16 protein-coding genes, 1 tRNA gene and 1 pseudogene are annotated in these 16,559 nt (G+C 65.1%); 10 read left to right on the forward strand and 8 right to left on the reverse strand.

Translation table 11 applies throughout. The features are described from left to right. The first annotated feature begins 143 nt into the window (after positions 1 to 143). Together ACJYUO_RS04115 and ACJYUO_RS04120 are read left to right on the forward strand one after the other, a co-directional pair. Entirely contained in the window at positions 144 to 1,793 is a 1,650-nt protein-coding gene (locus tag ACJYUO_RS04115) for a COG1361 family protein (protein ID WP_494344129.1), read from the forward strand. A gap of 442 nt (positions 1,794 to 2,235) precedes the next feature. After that, positions 2,236 to 2,406, forward strand: coding sequence for a hypothetical protein (locus tag ACJYUO_RS04120; protein ID WP_494344130.1), 171 nt, complete (start codon positions 2,236 to 2,238; stop codon positions 2,404 to 2,406). 195 nt (positions 2,407 to 2,601) lie between these two features. On the opposite strand, the gene ACJYUO_RS04125 is transcribed toward ACJYUO_RS04120, so the two are convergent. From ACJYUO_RS04125 to ACJYUO_RS04150, 6 genes are all read right to left on the reverse strand, one after another. Further along, positions 2,602 to 2,675, reverse strand: a tRNA-Thr gene (locus ACJYUO_RS04125). 12 nt (positions 2,676 to 2,687) lie between these two features. Next, the gene (locus ACJYUO_RS04130; protein ID WP_494344131.1) at positions 2,688 to 3,203 is read right to left on the reverse strand and encodes a GNAT family N-acetyltransferase; all 516 of its coding nucleotides are present in this window, start codon (positions 3,201 to 3,203) and stop codon (positions 2,688 to 2,690) included. After that, positions 3,172 to 4,395 (reverse strand): phosphoglycerate kinase, encoded by a 1,224-nt coding sequence (locus ACJYUO_RS04135; RefSeq protein ID WP_494344132.1) that lies wholly within the window; start codon positions 4,393 to 4,395, stop codon positions 3,172 to 3,174. The genes ACJYUO_RS04130 and ACJYUO_RS04135 overlap by 32 nt, the downstream gene beginning before the upstream one ends. 102 nt (positions 4,396 to 4,497) lie before the next feature. Then, positions 4,498 to 5,103 (reverse strand): CBS domain-containing protein, encoded by a 606-nt coding sequence (locus tag ACJYUO_RS04140; RefSeq protein ID WP_494344133.1) that lies wholly within the window; start codon positions 5,101 to 5,103, stop codon positions 4,498 to 4,500. Positions 5,104 to 5,268: 165 nt separating this feature from the next. Next, on the reverse strand, positions 5,269 to 6,039 hold the full coding sequence (locus tag ACJYUO_RS04145) for a GTP cyclohydrolase III (RefSeq protein ID WP_494344134.1): 771 nt from the start codon (positions 6,037 to 6,039) through the stop codon (positions 5,269 to 5,271). A 72-nt stretch (positions 6,040 to 6,111) separates the two neighbouring features. Then, complete coding sequence (locus ACJYUO_RS04150; RefSeq protein WP_494344135.1) at positions 6,112 to 6,438, reverse strand: DUF5785 family protein; 327 nt, start codon at positions 6,436 to 6,438, stop codon at positions 6,112 to 6,114. 355 nt (positions 6,439 to 6,793) lie between these two features. On the opposite strand from ACJYUO_RS04150, the gene ACJYUO_RS04155 reads away from it, so the two are divergent. After that, entirely contained in the window at positions 6,794 to 7,093 is a 300-nt protein-coding gene (locus ACJYUO_RS04155; RefSeq protein ID WP_494344136.1) for a HalOD1 output domain-containing protein, read from the forward strand. A 393-nt stretch (positions 7,094 to 7,486) separates the two neighbouring features. After that, on the forward strand, positions 7,487 to 7,672 hold the full coding sequence (locus tag ACJYUO_RS04160; RefSeq protein ID WP_494344137.1) for a hypothetical protein: 186 nt from the start codon (positions 7,487 to 7,489) through the stop codon (positions 7,670 to 7,672). Between the two features lie 136 nt (positions 7,673 to 7,808). Here ACJYUO_RS04160 and ACJYUO_RS04165 read toward each other — a convergent pair. Together ACJYUO_RS04165 and mct are read right to left on the reverse strand one after the other, a co-directional pair. Further along, positions 7,809 to 7,985: pseudogene (locus tag ACJYUO_RS04165) on the reverse strand (restriction endonuclease); the annotation flags it as partial. 79 nt (positions 7,986 to 8,064) lie between these two features. Further along, positions 8,065 to 9,240 (reverse strand): succinyl-CoA:mesaconate CoA-transferase, encoded by a 1,176-nt coding sequence (mct, locus tag ACJYUO_RS04170; RefSeq protein ID WP_494344138.1) that lies wholly within the window; start codon positions 9,238 to 9,240, stop codon positions 8,065 to 8,067. Positions 9,241 to 9,400: 160 nt separating this feature from the next. On the opposite strand from mct, the gene glmS reads away from it, so the two are divergent. The 6 genes from glmS to ACJYUO_RS04200 all read left to right on the forward strand — a co-directional run bounded on the left by glmS (position 9,401) and on the right by ACJYUO_RS04200 (position 16,430). Continuing rightward, positions 9,401 to 9,856 (forward strand): methylaspartate mutase subunit S, encoded by a 456-nt coding sequence (glmS, locus tag ACJYUO_RS04175; RefSeq protein WP_494344139.1) that lies wholly within the window; start codon positions 9,401 to 9,403, stop codon positions 9,854 to 9,856. 8 nt (positions 9,857 to 9,864) lie between these two features. Then, positions 9,865 to 11,298 carry a methylaspartate mutase subunit E gene (locus tag ACJYUO_RS04180; protein ID WP_494344140.1) on the forward strand — a complete coding sequence of 478 codons (1,434 nt, stop codon included), beginning with the start codon at positions 9,865 to 9,867 and terminating at the stop codon, positions 11,296 to 11,298. Position 11,299: 1 nt separating this feature from the next. Beyond that, positions 11,300 to 12,631: a methylaspartate ammonia-lyase gene (locus tag ACJYUO_RS04185; RefSeq protein ID WP_494344141.1), complete on the forward strand. Its 1,332-nt coding sequence runs from the start codon at positions 11,300 to 11,302 to the stop codon at positions 12,629 to 12,631. Beyond that, on the forward strand, positions 12,624 to 13,688 hold the full coding sequence (gene mch / locus ACJYUO_RS04190; protein ID WP_494344142.1) for a 2-methylfumaryl-CoA hydratase: 1,065 nt from the start codon (positions 12,624 to 12,626) through the stop codon (positions 13,686 to 13,688). The genes ACJYUO_RS04185 and mch overlap by 8 nt, the downstream gene beginning before the upstream one ends. A gap of 66 nt (positions 13,689 to 13,754) precedes the next feature. After that, positions 13,755 to 14,798 carry an L-malyl-CoA/beta-methylmalyl-CoA lyase gene (citE, locus tag ACJYUO_RS04195; RefSeq protein ID WP_494344143.1) on the forward strand — a complete coding sequence of 348 codons (1,044 nt, stop codon included), beginning with the start codon at positions 13,755 to 13,757 and terminating at the stop codon, positions 14,796 to 14,798. Between the two features lie 219 nt (positions 14,799 to 15,017). Then, positions 15,018 to 16,430 (forward strand): GntP family permease, encoded by a 1,413-nt coding sequence (locus ACJYUO_RS04200; RefSeq protein WP_494344144.1) that lies wholly within the window; start codon positions 15,018 to 15,020, stop codon positions 16,428 to 16,430. The last annotated feature ends 129 nt before the right edge of the window (positions 16,431 to 16,559 follow it).

Consider the following 16,559-nt stretch of genomic DNA (forward strand, 5'->3'; position numbering starts at 1 on the left):
GCGCCGGCGGGAGTATAGTCGGAGCCAACAACAGGGTACGGACCGCCATCGCCGTTCTGGATGGGCTTACACGGGACAAACGCACCGTTTCGGCCGTAACGGTAACGTTACTTTTTGACTGCAATTCGGGTTGGCGAGCACGAATGAGAGACTCCGTGAACCGCCGACGACTGCTGCGATGGGCGGCGGCGAGTAGTACCGTCCCGGTCGTCTCCGGCACCGCTTACTCACAGTCCGACGGAGCAACTGCGGGAACTGATGGGGGCGGGTCGGCCGTGACCGTCCGCCTCGTCGAAGCGACCGACCCGGTCGAGGGCGGCGGCCTACTCCGGTGGACCGCCGAACTCGAGAACCCGACCGATCGACCGATCCGTCCGACCGTCGAGTACCTCGTCGACGATGAGTCGGTCGGGAGCGTCACCCTCACGCTCGAGCCGGGGGAGACGGAGCGGCCGTTCCCCCGCAGCTACCGGATCGAACCCGCCGCTCGCGATCGGGAGGTGACGGTGCAGGTCCGAACCGAGGGCGATTCGGCGACACGAACGGTCACCGTACTCGGAGTCGACGAACTGGAGGACAGTTTGACGAGCCCGGACGACCCCGTCGCAGTCCAGCCGGGTACGACAGTCTTCTTCGAGGCCGGAGCCGTCGATCCCGACGCGGACCGGTCGCAGTTCACCGGCTGGTGGGTCGACGGCGAGCGCGTCGGCGACTCGCTGGTCGGTCCCGCGTGGCAGTCCGTCTACTACGCGGAGCAAAACGCCCATTACTGGCAGTACACCGCCGAGACCGAGGGCACCAACGTGGTCACCGCCGGTATCGACACCGAGGACGGCAACTACCGGGCCGACTGGACCGTGACCGTGACGCCCGACGGGCACGTGTCGCCGACGATCGAGGCCGCTCGCCCGGAGCGGGGGACACTCCCCGCCGATCCCGGCGAAACGATCGACCTCGAGATCGACGTCACCGATCCCGACGGCGCGCTCGACCGGGTCGTCTGGTGGCTCAGCCAGGCGGATCTCATCCTCGGCACGTCCGCCGTCAGCGGGACGACGGATACGGCGTCGTTGACCGTCGACGGCGGCCTCTGTCACACGTGCTCGGTGATCGCATGGGTGATCTCTGACGACGGCACGTTCGCGTCGGAATCGCTCTGGCAGGTCGACGAGACTCGCTCCGACGATACCGGGCTGAGCGTCTCGATCACCGGGACGAATGACCCGGTCGACGCCGGCGACGTGCTCGAGGTGACCGCCGAACTCGCGAACGGCGGAACTGACACGGTAACTCGAGACGTCGACCTCGTCGTCGGTCACGACCCACAGCGGGTCGACACCCGATCGGTCTCCGTCGCCGGCGGGGGAACCGAGACGGTCACCCTCACGTTCGAAACCGCCGTCGTCGACCGGACACAGGCGTTCCCCGTCCGCGTCGAAGCCGGCGACGCCGTCGCCGAACGGACTGTCGAGGTGATCGGAACGGCCGACGCGGGCGGCCGAGTGACGATCACCGGGACGAACGATCCGGTCGATGCCGGCGAGGTCCTCGAGGTAACGGCGACCCTCGAGAACGCGACTGACCGAGCCGTTGCCCGGGATGTCGAACTGATCGTCGGGCACGACCCCGCGGTCGTGGACACGCGCCGCCTCTCGATCGACGGCAGTGGGTCGGAATCGGTCACGCTCGAGTTCGAAACGGCGGTCGTCGCGAACGATCAGTCGTTCCCCGTCCGCGTTGCGGCCGAGGGCTGTGTGGCCCAGCGTACGGTCACCGTCCGCGGAACGAACTGATAGGGGACGACACCGCCGAGGATCGGAGCCATCGCATGCGGTCGCTACTCCGCTCGAGGCACACTATCGCAACCATGAGGGCCAGCACCTCGCGTTCGGCCCGCCGAGATGCCACTGCTTGTGTTCCGCTCGAGATCGCGTCCAACGCTGTCGCTTGTCGGTTTTGCGGGGAACGATCGAGGACAGACGGCCGGTCGAAGCGCGTCGTCCGTGGGGCGGTAGGTGGTGGTTTCGAGTGCGACCCACGGACAGTTGTACCAGATCGATCCCGAACTATAAACTTATTCACGTAGTATCTCGGCCGTTCCACGCGCGTATACCCGCAGACCGTCGCCGTCCTGCGAAACGCGGCCGCCGACTAGTGGCGTGTGTCTCGCCGCATCAACTCGCCTGAGAATTCCGCTATGAACACATTTTAGTATTCGGTACCGTATGGTATACTATGGCAAACAAGAAGGGCGAGGGGCAGCCTTTCAGCGGGGTGGCCACAAAACCGGGGCGGCTCGTGGGACTAATTCGATCGGTCGATTCACCTGAACCGCTCGTTTTGACGGCACTGGCGCTGCTGTTGCTTTTTACCCTCGCCACGGGAAACCTGATCGGACTCTGGTAGCGTCGCCCGCCCGGTAACGGAGACCCGCAACGACGGGGCTTCGGCCGCGGTACTAACCAGCGATAGTAAGACGGTCTCGAGCCGAGAGTGTGCAGAACGCGATTTCAGGGGGAGGAAACCGTCCGACGCAAAGAGGCGATTGTGGCTCAAATCCCGCATTCGCTGCTGTCGCTCGCGAATACAGTCGTGGCAGGAAGCCAGGGCAGGGATTTGAACCCCGGAAGTCTCGATTACAAGTCGAGTGCATGAACCGCCCATGCTCCCCTGGCGCAGGTCGTGGGTTAGCCGTCCTCCTTTGAGTGTGTATCGCTTTCGTCCCGGTCCTCGAGCGATCGCCCCATCGTCACCCGGAACTCGTCGTACCCCTCGCGACGGTAAAACCGGCGGGCGGCCTCGTTGTCAGCCATCACCTCGAGGAGCATCCTGTCCGCGCCACGCCGTGCGAGCGTGTCCTCGGCGGCCTCGAGCAGCGCGGAGCCAATGCCCTGCCCGCGAGCGGCGGGTTCGACGTAAATGTTCGAGAGGAGGCCGCGGGTGGTATCGAGGTCGAGCGAGCCGCGTTCGAGCGACACGGAAGCGAAACCGACGAGTCGGCCCTCGAGGCGGGCGACGAGCAGGCCGTCGTTGATCTGATAGGCCGCGAGCGTCTCGCGCATGGGGTCGCGGTTCGCGTCGGCGCGCACGGCCGAGTCGTACTGGCGCTGATCGCGAGCGAGGCGAACCCACATGTCCGCGAGGGTATCGAGATCGTCCCGATCGGCGGGCTCAATCGTCGGCTGCGGGTTGCTGGGGGGCATTCTCGAGTGCGGTCACGGCGGGGAGCGATTCGGCAGTGAGCATTCGGAGGGCCGCGCCGCCGCCGGTGCTGATGTGAGAGAAGTCGTCGATGCCGAGCCGTCGCAGCGCGGAGGCCGTGTCGCCGCCGCCGACGATACTCGTCGGGATCTCCGTGGCCGCGCCGTAGAGCCGTCGGGTGCCCGTCTGGAATCGGTCGTCCTCGAAGACGCCGGCGGGGCCGTTGAGGATGATCGTCTCGGCGTCGTCGAGGATCCGCCGGTAGTAGTCGAGCGTCGACGCGCCGATGTCCATGGCCGACTCCTCGTCGCCGGGCGGCAGGGCGTTGACGCCGAGTTCGTGGCGCTCGCCGTTCCGGGCGACGGCGACGTCTCGCGGGAGCGCGATCCGGTCGCCGTAGGCGTCGAGCAGGTCCGCGGCGCGGTCGATCTCGTCCCAGTAGCCCTGATCGTAGATGAAATCCGAGCTGGCGTCGCCGAGGTCGACGCCGTCGGCGATGAGAAAGACGTTGCCGACGACGCCCGCGGTGAGGACGTGATCGGCCAGCCCCTTCTCCAAGACCGACCATGCAACGTCGATCGAATCGGGGACTTTCGCGCCGCCGAGGACGTAGACGCGGGGTTCGTCGGTCTCCTCGATAGAGCCCAGTACGTCGAGTTCGGACTCCATCACGCGGCCGGCATAGCCGGGGAGGACGGTCGGGAGGCCGACCAGCGAGGGCTGGGAGCGGTGGGCCGCGGCGAAGGCGTCGTTGACGTAGGCATCGAGGACGGACTCGAGGCCCTCGACGAGGTGGGTCCGTGCGGCGCGCTCGGGGTCGAACTCCATGTACTCCTCGCTGTAGAATCGGGTGTTCTCGAGGACGACGCAGTCGCCGTCCGCGAGGCCCCTGATGGCCTCGCGGGCGGCCTCGGTGAAGGTCGCATCGACGTAGTCGACGGGTTGGCCGAGCAGTTCCGAGAGGCGATCGGCGTGGGACTGAAGCGAGACGAAATCGTCGCCGCCGGGGCGACCCTGGTGGGCCAGAACGGCGACGCGACCGCCGCGGTCGACCAGCTCCGAGAGGGTGTCGACGTGGGCGCGGAGTCGGGCGTCGTCCGCCAGCCTGCCGTCGTCGTCGATCGGACTATTGACGTCGACGCGGACACCGACGGTAGTCCCTTCGACGTTCAGGTCGTCGAGGGTCTCGATCATTATCGACCCCTCCACCGCGACACCCGAAAGGTCTTTCTATCGGAGAGATACGGACCGGTGGCTGCTGGCACGGGACATGCCGCTGTAGGGGGCGACTACCCGTCAGACCGTCCGGCAATCCGCACAGACCAGTTGCCCGTTTGCGTCCCACAGCGAATCGGCCAGCGAGCCACAGGCTTCGCAGACGCCCTGAGTGGTGTACTCGTCACCGCCGTTGGGCCGCAGTTGGGCGTCACCCTCCTCGGAGACGCCGCCGGTCGCGGCGGCGACCCCGGGTTTGCGGTCGACTGGCGGCTCGCTCGAGCGGGCGGGAGTCATCGTCGCCTGGAACGAGCCCGCAGCGGCGATGACATCGCGCTGAGTGACCAACCCGACGATACCGTCCCCGGCTTCGACGACGACGTTGCGGATGTTCTGGCGGGCCATCGTGGTCGCGACATCGGTGAGCGACCGGTCGGGACTGACCGTGATGACCGGCGTCGTCATGACGTCGCCGACGGTCGTTTCGGCCGGGTCGTTGGCGTCGGCAACGAGCCCGAGCACGTCCCACTCGGTGACGATACCGACCGGCTCCGCGCCGCGGACGACTAACGCACAACTCGTTCGCTCCTCGCGCATGAGCCGAACGACATCGCGGATCGCGTCGGACTCACTGACGCCGACGTAATCGGTCGTCAACACGTCTCTGACGGACAGTTCCGATTCCATGTGTGAATGAAACCCACGGACGGGCTAAAAGCTACCTCCACTACACTTAAGCAACACGACGGCGAAGTCCAATAGATCCGGGACTCATACGGTTTACTGTACCGATTAGCGGTGGGGCCGCAGGGCGGTCACGGTCCCACCGGCAATGACTTCCTGTAGACTGTCTCAGGCCGTTTCCCACTCGAGTTCGACCCGAGTCCCGTCGGCCCGGCAGGTCTCGAGGGCGTGTTTGGCCTCGAAGCCGGCCTCGTGGGCGCTTTTCCCGCGGCCGACGCCGACCTGCATTTCGACATCGACTGCCGCCTCGACGTGGGCGATCGCCTCCTCGTAATCGGGCTCGGCGAGGTCGGGGCAGACGACGATGACGTTGTCGCCGCCGACGAAAAAGGAGAGGCTCTCGTGGGCGTGGCGCATGTGGCGCATGAGTTCCGCATAGCCCTGCTCGATCTCGATGAAGGTGTCGAAGGCGTTGAGTTCGTCCGTGTAGGTGCCGGTCGCGTTGACCACGTCGAAGTGAGCGATCTGGACGTCGTCGCCGGTCCGGTGGTCGTCCTCGATGACCCGCCCCTCGAGACACTCGCGGCGGTTCTTGTCCTGTGCACTGCCGGCCTCCTGGAGGCGCTCGGTCGCGTCGGAGAGCGCCTGGACCGGGCTCGTGCCGGTCGCGACGCCGAGGCTGAGGGTCACTGGATAGCGGTTCCCGACCGATTCCTGGAGGAGCGCGTGGTCCTCGAGCGAGCAGCCGTTCGTGACGGCGATCATGTTGTCGAAGCGAGTGAAGAACGTGTAGCCGCCGCGGTTGCCGATAAACTGAGAGATATCCGCGAACAGCCGAGACTGCATCGTCTGGAGGTCTGCTTCCCGTCGCGGCTCCGGCGTCACGGTCCACGGCCCGTAGTTGTCGATCTGAACGAGCGTCACCTGCGTGTTAGTCACGGTGACCGACTCTTTCGAACGCCGTCGTATAAGTGATACGTAATCCAGATTCGTGATGCGGAGCGTGGCCCGTTACGCGTGTTTCTTTTCGGGATTCTTGCCCTGCGGGTGGTATTTCCAGAAGTCGCCGGCGCGCATCGCCGCGCCGACGGCCTTGTGCATGTCGACCATCGTCTCGAACTCCGCGGGTTCGACGTAGTCGAAGATGTCGCTGAGCGCGACGACGGTTTCGTGGTTGATCCGGATCGGGTAGTCGCCGTACTCCTCGACGAACTCGTCGCGGTCCATCGGGAAGTCCTCCTCCTCGTCGACCTTGTCCGCGATGATCCGCATGTCGTACTTGCGCATCCCCTCGCTGCCCTCCTCGCCGTCGGGATCGACCGGCCAGTTGCTGCTCATACTCCGACGTGTGCAGGGGACCCGCAAAAGGATTACTCTCCGCGGCTGTCGGCTCTCTCGGCGATCGTCGCTCCGGCCGCCGACACTGCACGTTGGCCACTCGAGGGCGGTCGCGAATCGGCCGGTCGGCGACGACGCGGCCCGAGGGTATCGAAGCGCCCCGACGGACTTGTCTCGAGCGGTCACGGCTCTGCGTTTTCGATAGCGGCGTCTACTCGGGAGCCGACAGTGATACTGTCTCCGGGGAGAACAGAATGAGGTACTTATACCGGGATGCTAGACTGTATCCGACATATTGAGGAACCGCTGAACGCCGACCGAAGGTTTATCCCTCCCGGTCGGCTGGAGTGGAGTAATGGAGAGTACTCACACAACCCGTTCGGCGACCTCCGAGACGGCCATCACCCACATCGTGGACGCAGTCGCGGACCGCGAGGGCGTCGCGCCGACGGAACTCCACCCGCCGCTGTACGACGTGATCGATCCCGAGGCGGTAAACGCGCTCGTATCGTCGGTAGACGGCGACGCCAATTCCGTCCGCGTCTCCTTCGAGTACAACGGCTACGAGATTACCGTCAGCGGCGACGGCACGGTCTCGGTTTCGGACGCCGGACCACAGCGGTCGGTGCAGTCCGATCCCGATATCGAACGATAGCGCGGTCCGCGACCGCCCCAGACCCGCGGCGCGAGCGCGCGCTCGCTCGCTCGCAAGAGCACTGGCAGTCGCTGCCGGCACGAGTCCGCCGCTCTCCGACTCGAGGTCGCGCGGTCGCCGCTCGCAGTCGACTCGATCGGCGTCTCTTTCACGCTCTTTACAGTAGATATAAGTTACAACAAGTCAACGCATAGAACGGAAGCCGATCTCCAGAATCGGGGGACGCGATTGAAACGTCCCGGGTGCTGGAACCACCCGAGACTCGGCTTCCATCCGCGCGGATCGAAGCCATGATTGCGTACATTCTACCGGGATATAAACATCCCGCACGACCGTCGAATCGCATGACACAACCTCAATCGGCGCTGCAGATGGATGCGAGGCGTGCTCGCGATGCGTAGCGATATCGACTCGAGCGGCGACACTGACTCGAGTCCCGACGCCGACTCGTCGTCGCTGCCCGACTGTCCCCGCTGTGGCGAGCCCGTCACGACCGTGACCGTCTCCGGTCCCCACACCGGCATCGCGGGCCCGTGTGGCTGTTCGGTACCGCCCGGACTGCTCGAGCGCGAGGAGTAGGTCAGGGCTCGGACTCGAGCCCCGGCGGGCAGCCGGCCGATCGGCGTGTCGATCACGACCACCACACCACCAGTCAACCGTCGTCCGTCGATCGGTCGGTCCGTAAGCGGGGCTCGAGTATTTCGATACGGGTAGTGAAGCCGTCGACGAGTCCCGACTCGAGTTCGTACAACGACTGCAGCCGGTCCATCGCATCGTGTGCAGCCTCGTCACAGTCCCACTCGTCCCGTTCCTGAATCCGCTCGTCGAGATAGTACCCGGAGAAGCGATTCGAATTCGCGCACGGACGGTCCGACAGCGTCGCCTGACTCATACGGATTGCTGTACCGATTTACCGGCGCAACCGTGACCCGGGCGGCGATTGCGCCGGAAATGACGTACAGTAAACCGTATCAGTCGTCGGCCGCCTCGGCGTCTACATCCTCACCGAGCACTTCCTCGCGGTGCTCGTCCAACAGGGGCGCGCGACCGCGCGGTTCGGGGTTCGTCTCGCTCATCTTGATCGGGGTGCCCGCGATCTCGACGTCCCTGTCGGCTCCGGGCTGTTCGACGGGCACGAGCATGTCTCGAGCCGCGACGTGTGGATCGTCGAAGATTTCCTCGGTGGTCTGGACCGGGGCGGCGGGCACCCGGCCCTCGAGCGCACCGACGAGCTCGTCGTTGGTCTGTTCGACGGCCCACGCGGCGAGTTCCTCGCGGAGGGCCTCGCGGTGCTCGAGTCGTTCGGGGGTCGTGGGGTACTCCTCGGCGAGGTCCTCCCGGTTCATCACGTCGCAGAGTTCGGCCCAGTGGTTGTTGTTGAACGCGGCGACGACGGCGTAGCCGTCGGCGGTTTCGAAGGCGTCGTAGGGGAACAGCGTCGGGTGGGAGTTGCCCCGGCGGGTGGGGGCCTCGCCGGTGTAGGACTGCTGGTAGATCGCGCGTTCGGTGAAACTGAGCATCGAGTCGTACATCGCGGTGTCGACGTACTGGCCCTCGTCGGTCTGTTCGCGGTGGTTGACCGCCGCCAAAATCCCGATACAGTTTAGCGTGGCGGTAAAGAGGTCGCCGACGCCGGGGCCGGTCTTCGTCGGCGGGCCGTCGGGCTGGCCGGTGGTCTCCATGACGCCGCCCAGCGCCTGCGCGATGAGGTCGAACGAAGGCTGGCCCTGCCGGTCCGTTTCGCCCGTCCGCGGGTCGCCGAATCCGCGGATCGAGGAGTAGATGAGATCCTCGTTGTACTCTGTGAGCGTCTCGTAGCCCAGCCCGTACTTCTCCATCGTACCCGACCGGTAGTTCTCGACGACGACATCGGCCTCTTCGACCAGCGAGAGGAAGTCCTCGCGGTCTTTCTCTTCCCCGAAGTCCAGTTCGATGCTCTTCTTGCCGCGGTTGACGCTCTGGAAGTAGCCGCCGTAGGCTTCGTCCTCGGGGTCGTCGACGAACGGCGGGTTCGAGCGGATCATATCGCCGCCCGGCCGTTCGATCTTGACGACGTCCGCTCCGAGATCGGCGAGCAACATCGTACAGTACGGCCCAGCCAGCACCTGGGTCAGATCCACGACGCGAAGGTTCGAGAGTGCACCCATATGTGTAGCCACCTTGCGAAACCAGTACCTAAACTTTACCATCGATCATGTAGTTGTTCTCGAGAGCCACGTCGACTGTGAACGATCGACATAGAAACCCTGTTAGGATCTTTAAGGAGTATTATCATGGAAGATCATTAAGTTTATACCCGAGTTCATCATGGTTCCGAACACGATGTCCCAAACGGTCGTCCTCGGCGTGATCGGCTCCGATGCCCACGTCGTTGGCATCACAATCTTAGAGCAAGCCTTCAGTGCAGCCGGCTTTGATGTCGTGAACCTCGGCGTTCAGACCTCCCAGGAGGATTTCGCCGAGGCTGCGGTAGCCCACGACGCACAGGCTGTACTGGTCTCGTCGCTCTACGGCCACGCCGAGCAGGACTGTCAGGGATTCCACGGCGTCCTCGAGGACGCGGGCGTCGACGCGGTCAGCTACATCGGCGGCAACCTCGCCGTCGGACAGGACGACTTCGAGCAGACCCGGAAGACGTTCCGAGAGCTCGGGTTCGACCGCGTCTTCGACTCCGAAACCGATCCCGAAGACGCGATCGCCGCGCTCCGAGAGGATCTCCAGATCTCGCCGACGGAGTCGGAGCGAGCGACGATCACCTCTTGAATGTCTAAATGATACGAGACGAACGGATTCCGTCCGACGAGCTACGGCGTATCGACGAGGAAATTCGGTCGAACTGGCCGACGGGCGAAGACGTCGACTTCGAGGAAGCCATCGAGTACCACGAATCGCTGCCGGAACACAAGCGATTCGCCGACGTCCTCGAGTCGGCCGACAAACCCCTCCTCCAACCCCGGGCCGGCGTTCCCCGGCTCGACGACCAGATCGAACTGCTGCGATACCTCCATCAGGAGGGGCAGGCGGACCTCCTGCCGACGACCATCGACTCGTACACGCGCGATAATGAGTACGAGAAGGCCCAGCAGGGGCTGGACAAGGCCATCGAGACGGGCGACGACACGCTCAACGGCTTCCCGGCGGTGAACCACGGCGTCGACGGCTGTCGCGAACTGATCGACGCGATCGACGCGCCGATCGAGGTCCGTCACGGTACCCCGGATGCCCGGCTGCTGGCGGCGATCACCTTCGCCGGCGGCTTCCAGAGCTTCGAGGGCGGCCCGATCTCCTACAACATCCCGTATACGAAACGCCACGGCCTCGAGGAGACGATCGAGAAGTGGCAGTTCGTCGACCGGCTGGCGGGGGCCTACACCGAGCGCGGCGTGCGGATCAACCGCGAGCCGTTCGGGCCGCTGACCGGTACCTTGGTCCCGCCGTCGATCGCGATCGCGATTATGATCGTCGAGGGCCAACTCGCGGCCACGCAGGGCGTGCGCTCGATCACGCTCGGCTACGGCCAGGTCGGCAACGTCGTCCAGGACGTGGCCGCTCTGAACGCCCTGAAGAAACTCGGCAACGAGTATCTGCCCGACGAGGTCGTCGTCACGACCGTTTTCCACGAGTGGATGGGCGGCTTCCCGCCGGACGAGGCTCGCGCCAACGGCGTCATCAGCCTCGGCGGCATGACCGCCGCCATCGCACAGCCGGACAAGGTTATCACCAAGTCCCCACAGGAGTTCCAAGGGGTGCCGACCAAGGAGGCCAATTCGGCCGGCCTGCGCACGACACGACAGGTCATCGACATGGCGATCGAGCAGAAAATCGACATCGACGGTATCGAGGAGGAACAGGACCTCATCGAGCGCGAGACCCGGTGTCTGATGGACACCATCTTCGAGCACGGTGACGGCGATGTCGTCCAGGGAACGCTCAAGGCCTTCGACTCCGGCGCGCTCGACGTGCCGTTCGCACCCAGTGACAGCGCACGGGGCGCTGTCCTGCCCGCGCGGGACGACGACGGTCGCGTCCGAATCTTCGAGTGGGCCGACCTCGCGATGGACGACGACATCAAGGAGATTCACAAGGCCAGACTGTCCCAACGCGCCGACACCGAGGGCCGCGACCAGTCGTTCCGCATGGTCGCAGACGACGTCGACGCGATCAGCGACGGGAAACTCATCGGCCGACCACAGGGTGACGTTTGAGATGCAAATCACAGGAATACACGCCACGCCCGGTTATTCCGGGTTCTTCTTCGACGACCAGCGCGCGATCAAGCAAGGTGCCGAACACGACGGCTTCACCTACGAGGGCGAGCCCGTCACCGACGGCTTCGACAACATTCGCCAGGCCGGCGAGACGATCATCGTCGACATCGAACTCGCCGACGGCACCGTGGTGCGGGGCGACTGCGCCGCGGTCCAGTACTCCGGTGCCGGCGGGCGCGACCCGCTCTTCCAGGCCGACGAGTACGCCCCCGTCATCGAGGGCCCCATCGCCGACCAACTCGAGGGCCGCGACGCCACCGAGTTCCTCGACAACGCCGAACTGCTCGAGGAGATGAAAGTCGACGTTCGAGGAAGCGAAGCTTCCTCGAGCCAACCAGACGCGAACGCGTCTGGTGCTGGCGACCGCCTTCACACGGCGATCCGCTACGGGGTCTCGCAGGCGCTGCTCGGCGCAGCCGCCGAAGCCGAGAACACGACGAAGACGGACGTCATTGCCGACGCCTTCGGCACCGAGCCCGCGACGGAGCCGGTGCCGGTCTTCGGCCAGTCCGGCGACGATCGCTACACCAACACGGAAAAGATGTTCGTCAAGGGCGTTCCCGTCCTGCCCCACGCGCTGATCAACAGCGTCGAGAAGATCGGCGAGGACGGCTCGGTTCTGCTCGAGTACGTCGAGTGGCTCGTCGAGCGCTCGCAGGAACTCGGCCCCGAGGGCTACGAGCCACGGTTCCACATCGACGTCTACGGCATGATCGGCGAGATCTTCGGCGCGCCTTACGACCGCAACGAGGTCGTCGACTACTTCGCCGCGCTCGAGGAAGCCGCCGCGCCCTACCCGATCCAGATCGAGGGACCGATGGACGCCGGCGACCGCGCGGCCCAGATCGACGCGATGGTCGAACTCCGCGAGGGACTGGCCGACGCCGGCGTCGGCGTCGATATCGTGGCCGACGAGTGGTGTAACACCTTCGAGGACGTGCGGGCGTTCGTCGACGCCGAAGCGGCCGACCTCGTGCAGGTCAAGACGCCCGACCTCGGGGGGATCCACCGCAGCGGACAGGCGGTTCGCTACTGCGAGGGGACCGAAACGCGGGCCTACCTCGGCGGCACCTGCAACGAGACGGAAACCTCCGCGCGGGCCTGCGCCCACGTCGCGCTCGCGACCAACGCTGCGCAGGTGCTCGCAAAGCCCGGGATGGGCTTCGACGAGGGGTACATGATCGTCGAAAACGAGATGCGACGGACCATCGCCCGTCGCGAGCGGGATCGCCAGCGGACCGAGACCGATGAGGTGACCGCAGATGACTGACTGGACGGACCCAGAGACGTTCGCACAGGCGCTCGAGCGAGCCGAGACCAAGGAGAAGGGCAACTGCTTCGAGGACTTCGCGGAGGGCGATCTCGTCGAGCACGACCCCGGACTCACCCTCACCGAGTGGGGCAACGAACAGTGGATGAGCCAGACGCTCAATCACGACCCCGCCTACTGGCGGAGCGACGCCGCGGCGGCACGCGGGTTCGAGGAGTCGCCGATCCACCCGGATTACCTCACCGCCGCCACCCTCGGCATCACCGTCGAGGATCTGAGCGAGAAGGGGGGTTACTTCCTCGGCCGCACCGACGTGCGGTTCCCCGGAACGCCGGTCTACGCCGGCACCGAACTCCACGTCGAGAGCGAGGTCGTCAACTGCGCGACCTCGAGTTCCCGACCCGAGTACGGCATCGTCTCGTGGCGGACCCGCGGGAAAGACGCCGATACCGGCGACGTGCTCTGTTCCTACGAGCGCACGAACATGATTCCGCGCCGCGAGCCCGTGGCGACGGACGGGAGCGGCGCTGCGGCCACGGAGAATGAAGACGACGAACCCGAACTCCCGGACGAGTTCATCGCGCCCGAAGGCGGCTACTTCGAAGATTTCGTCGACGCCCTCGAGCGGGCCGACGACGAGAATGCGGCCGTCGCCTACCGCCACGAGCGGGGTCGCACGCAGGACGACGTGACCGTCGCCTCCCTGCCGTTGGCGACGCTCAACACGGCCAAACAACACCACAACGTCGACGTAATGGCCGACTCGCCGTCGGGCGATATCGTCACCTACGGCGACGTAACCCGATCGACGGCGCTGGGTCATGCCCGCTCGGACGAGCGGACCTGGCGCGAGGTCGGCTTCGACGACGAATCGTTCCACACGTTCGTGGCGGTGGGCGACACCGTCTACGCGTTCACTCGCGTACTCGAGGCCGACGATGAGGCCTCGAGCGACGAGGCCGGTACCGTCACCTTCGAACACATTGCGTTCAATCAGGACGACGAACCGGTCTACTCGGGGACCCGAACCGCCGAGATCCGAACGCGACCGAACTGAGAGAACGCACAGCAGAACCGACCGACAGCTACCCGCGAATTCAGAAACCAACACGACCACAGACACATGAGCGAAGACATTCGACTCTGCCGCACGTTCCAGACTGCACCGGCCGCCGTTCCGAAAGACGACTCGGCGAAGTACCTGACCTCCGCGCTCGAGGCAGAGGGCTTCCAGGCCCCCGACTGGCTCGTCCCCGACATGGAAGACGGCACAGCGCCGGACATGAAAGCCGAGGGTCTCGAGAACACGATCGCAAAGGTGCCCCAGTACGAGTTCCCCGGCGAAATCTGGCCCCGCGTCGAGTGGAGCTACGAGGACGAGGAGTACCGCGAGAAAGGGCGCAATCAGATCGACCGCCTCGTCGGCGAACTCGGCGACGAGATCGACGGCGTCGTCGTCCCCAAAGTCGGCCGCTTGGAAGACGTGCAACGCGCCGCCGAGGTCGTCGCCGAAGCGGAAGCCGAACACGGCTACGACGACGGCTCGATCGGCCTCTCGATCATCATCGAAAGCGGCCGCGCCCGCTCGGACCTGCGCGAGATCTCCAAGTTCGGCGAAGACTCCCGACTCACCGCGCTCGTCTTCGGCCCCGTCGACTACGCCGCCGAACTCGGCGGCCGCGACCTCGGCGACGGCATGCCCCGCTGGGACGGCCTGCTCGAGGCCCTCTCGAACGAGGCCAGCGCCGGCGACCTGCTCTCGATTGGCGGCCCCTTCGACGACCTGTTCAAGGAACGCGCCGGCCTGACCTACTACAACGCCGACGAGTACGCCGACCAAGTCGAACACGAAGCCCAACTCGGCCTCGACGGCTCGTGGTCGCTGTACCCCAAACAGACGGTCCAGGCCAACACCGTCCACATGCCCACGCCCGAGGAACTCGAGCGTGACGTCCACAAGATCGAGCGCTTCAACGAGGCCAAACGCGAGGGGACTGGCGCGGTCACCCTCGACGGCCAGATGGTCGACGAGGCCACGTTCAAGAACTTCCGCAACACGGTCCAGCAGGTCCGCGCGATCGACGACATCCGCCCCGCACAGACCGAGGACTACTACGACGCAGCCCTGCTCGACCGAGCGCGCGACCTCGAGCTATCGTACCGCTGATCGATCGACCCGAACTGCATCGCTGACCGATCGATTTCGTTTTTCGTCGTCGGGGATCGGTACCTGAGACGATCATCGTTTACGGCGTTCTCCGCCAATAGTGACGATTCCGTGTCTCTATCGCCGAAATGACTTTCTATCACTTCTGACAGACAGAATACAATAATTTACTATGATCGTAAACATTAACAATGGGTGAAGGTTGGGTACGATTCACGTATGGCATATATACCGCTCCAGGCGGTAGAGTTCGCGCATAGTCCGTTAATTACGTTCGTCATCGGGCTGCTCGCAGTCATCGCGTTGCTCGTCTGGCTCGACCTCCCGGCCTTTATCGGATTGGTCATGGCCGCGTTCACCGTCGGCGTCGTCAACACGGTCTTTCTCGCCGACTTCGGCGCGGCAGATGCCGGTTCTCGAGTCGCGACCGCGTTCGGCGACAACATGGCCGGGATCGGGATCCCGATCCTGATGGCCGCAGTCATCGGCAAATCGATGCTCGAGAGTGGGGCGGCCCAGCGGATCGTCCGGAGCTTTCAGAACCTCCTCGGCGAGTCCAATTCGGACATCTCCCTACTCGGCAGTAGTTCCTTCCTCGCCGTCCCCGTCTTCTTCGACAGCGTCTTCTACCTCATGGCCCCCCTCGCACGATCGATGCGCGCCCGCGTCGGTCGGGACTACACCCTCTTCATCGTCGTCGTCGGGGCCGGCGCGGCGACCACGCACGTCTTCGTCCCCCCGACGCCCGGACCGCTTGCCGTCGCGGCCGAACTCGAGACCGATCTGGGGATGACGATCGCCATCGGAATCACGACCGCGATCCCGGCGGCGATTATCGCCGGCCTCGTCTACGGACGGTGGCTCAACGCCAGACTCGACATCCCGCTTCGGGACACGATGTCCACGACGACCGAGGAACTCGAGTCCGTCGCCGACAAACCGACGAGTTCCCTCCCGGGCATGCTCGAGTCCGCGGCTCCGATTATTCTGGCTGTCGTCCTCATCGCGTCGCTGACCGTCGTCGACGGGTTCCAAGAAGTCGTGCCCGCGCTCGCGGCCATCGAGCCGATCGCCGCCTTCCTCGGCGACAAGAACGTCGCGCTCACGATCGCTGCCCTCGCCGCGGCGTACACCTTCATGCGGCACAACGACCTCTCCCACAACGAGTGGGCCGACGAACTCACCGAGGCGCTGAAAAGCGGCGGGAACATCGCGGCGATCACCGCCGCCGGCGGTGCCTTCGGTGCACTCCTCGCCGCCTCCGGAATCGGCGACTACCTCGCGGGTGCGCTCCAGGGCGTCGGTATCGGCCTGCTGGTCACCGCGTGGCTCATCGCCGCGATCGTCCGCATCGCGCAGGGATCGGCGACGGCCGCGATGCTCACCGCCGCCGGCATCATGGCCCCGCTTACCGGCCAGCTCGAGGTCCACGCGGCTTACCTCGTGATGGTAATCGGCGCGGGCGCTAACATCTTCTCGTGGTACAACGACTCCGGCTTCTGGCTGGTAAAGGAGATCGGCGGGCTCACGCAGGCCGAGACGCTCAAGACGTGGACCGTGCTGACGACGATCATCTCCATCTCCGGGCTGCTCACGAGTCTGCTGCTCTCGACACTGTTCCCGTTCGCGTAGTCGAGAACTGGTTTGTTCGGTTTCTCGAGACAGCCGCTCTTTTGGCTCATCTCTGTCTACACGGCTTTCGGTCTGATCGCTTTCCCTCTCTCGAGAATGATCTCGGTTGCGTCGCTCACGGCGTTATTC

The sequence above is a fragment of the Natrinema sp. CRL1 genome (assembly GCF_059162405.1).

Excerpts from the sequence above, each read along its gene's own strand:
- ACJYUO_RS04130 (WP_494344131.1), bottom strand. The coding sequence starts at position 3,203 with ATGCCCCCCAGCAACCCGCAGCCGACGATTGAGCCCGCCGATCGGGAC.
- ACJYUO_RS04135 (WP_494344132.1), bottom strand. The coding sequence starts at position 4,395 with ATGATCGAGACCCTCGACGACCTGAACGTCGAAGGGACTACCGTCGGT.
- ACJYUO_RS04140 (WP_494344133.1), bottom strand. The coding sequence starts at position 5,103 with ATGGAATCGGAACTGTCCGTCAGAGACGTGTTGACGACCGATTACGTC.
- ACJYUO_RS04160 (WP_494344137.1), top strand. The coding sequence starts at position 7,487 with ATGCGTAGCGATATCGACTCGAGCGGCGACACTGACTCGAGTCCCGAC.
- ACJYUO_RS04155 (WP_494344136.1), top strand. The coding sequence starts at position 6,794 with ATGGAGAGTACTCACACAACCCGTTCGGCGACCTCCGAGACGGCCATC.
- ACJYUO_RS04185 (WP_494344141.1), top strand. The coding sequence starts at position 11,300 with ATGCAAATCACAGGAATACACGCCACGCCCGGTTATTCCGGGTTCTTC.
- ACJYUO_RS04200 (WP_494344144.1), top strand. The coding sequence starts at position 15,018 with ATGGCATATATACCGCTCCAGGCGGTAGAGTTCGCGCATAGTCCGTTA.
- ACJYUO_RS04180 (WP_494344140.1), top strand. The coding sequence starts at position 9,865 with ATGATACGAGACGAACGGATTCCGTCCGACGAGCTACGGCGTATCGAC.
- glmS (WP_494344139.1), top strand. The coding sequence starts at position 9,401 with ATGGTTCCGAACACGATGTCCCAAACGGTCGTCCTCGGCGTGATCGGC.
- ACJYUO_RS04115 (WP_494344129.1), top strand. The coding sequence starts at position 144 with ATGAGAGACTCCGTGAACCGCCGACGACTGCTGCGATGGGCGGCGGCG.
- ACJYUO_RS04150 (WP_494344135.1), bottom strand. The coding sequence starts at position 6,438 with ATGAGCAGCAACTGGCCGGTCGATCCCGACGGCGAGGAGGGCAGCGAG.
- mct (WP_494344138.1), bottom strand. The coding sequence starts at position 9,240 with ATGGGTGCACTCTCGAACCTTCGCGTCGTGGATCTGACCCAGGTGCTG.
- citE (WP_494344143.1), top strand. The coding sequence starts at position 13,755 with ATGAGCGAAGACATTCGACTCTGCCGCACGTTCCAGACTGCACCGGCC.
- mch (WP_494344142.1), top strand. The coding sequence starts at position 12,624 with ATGACTGACTGGACGGACCCAGAGACGTTCGCACAGGCGCTCGAGCGA.
- ACJYUO_RS04120 (WP_494344130.1), top strand. The coding sequence starts at position 2,236 with ATGGCAAACAAGAAGGGCGAGGGGCAGCCTTTCAGCGGGGTGGCCACA.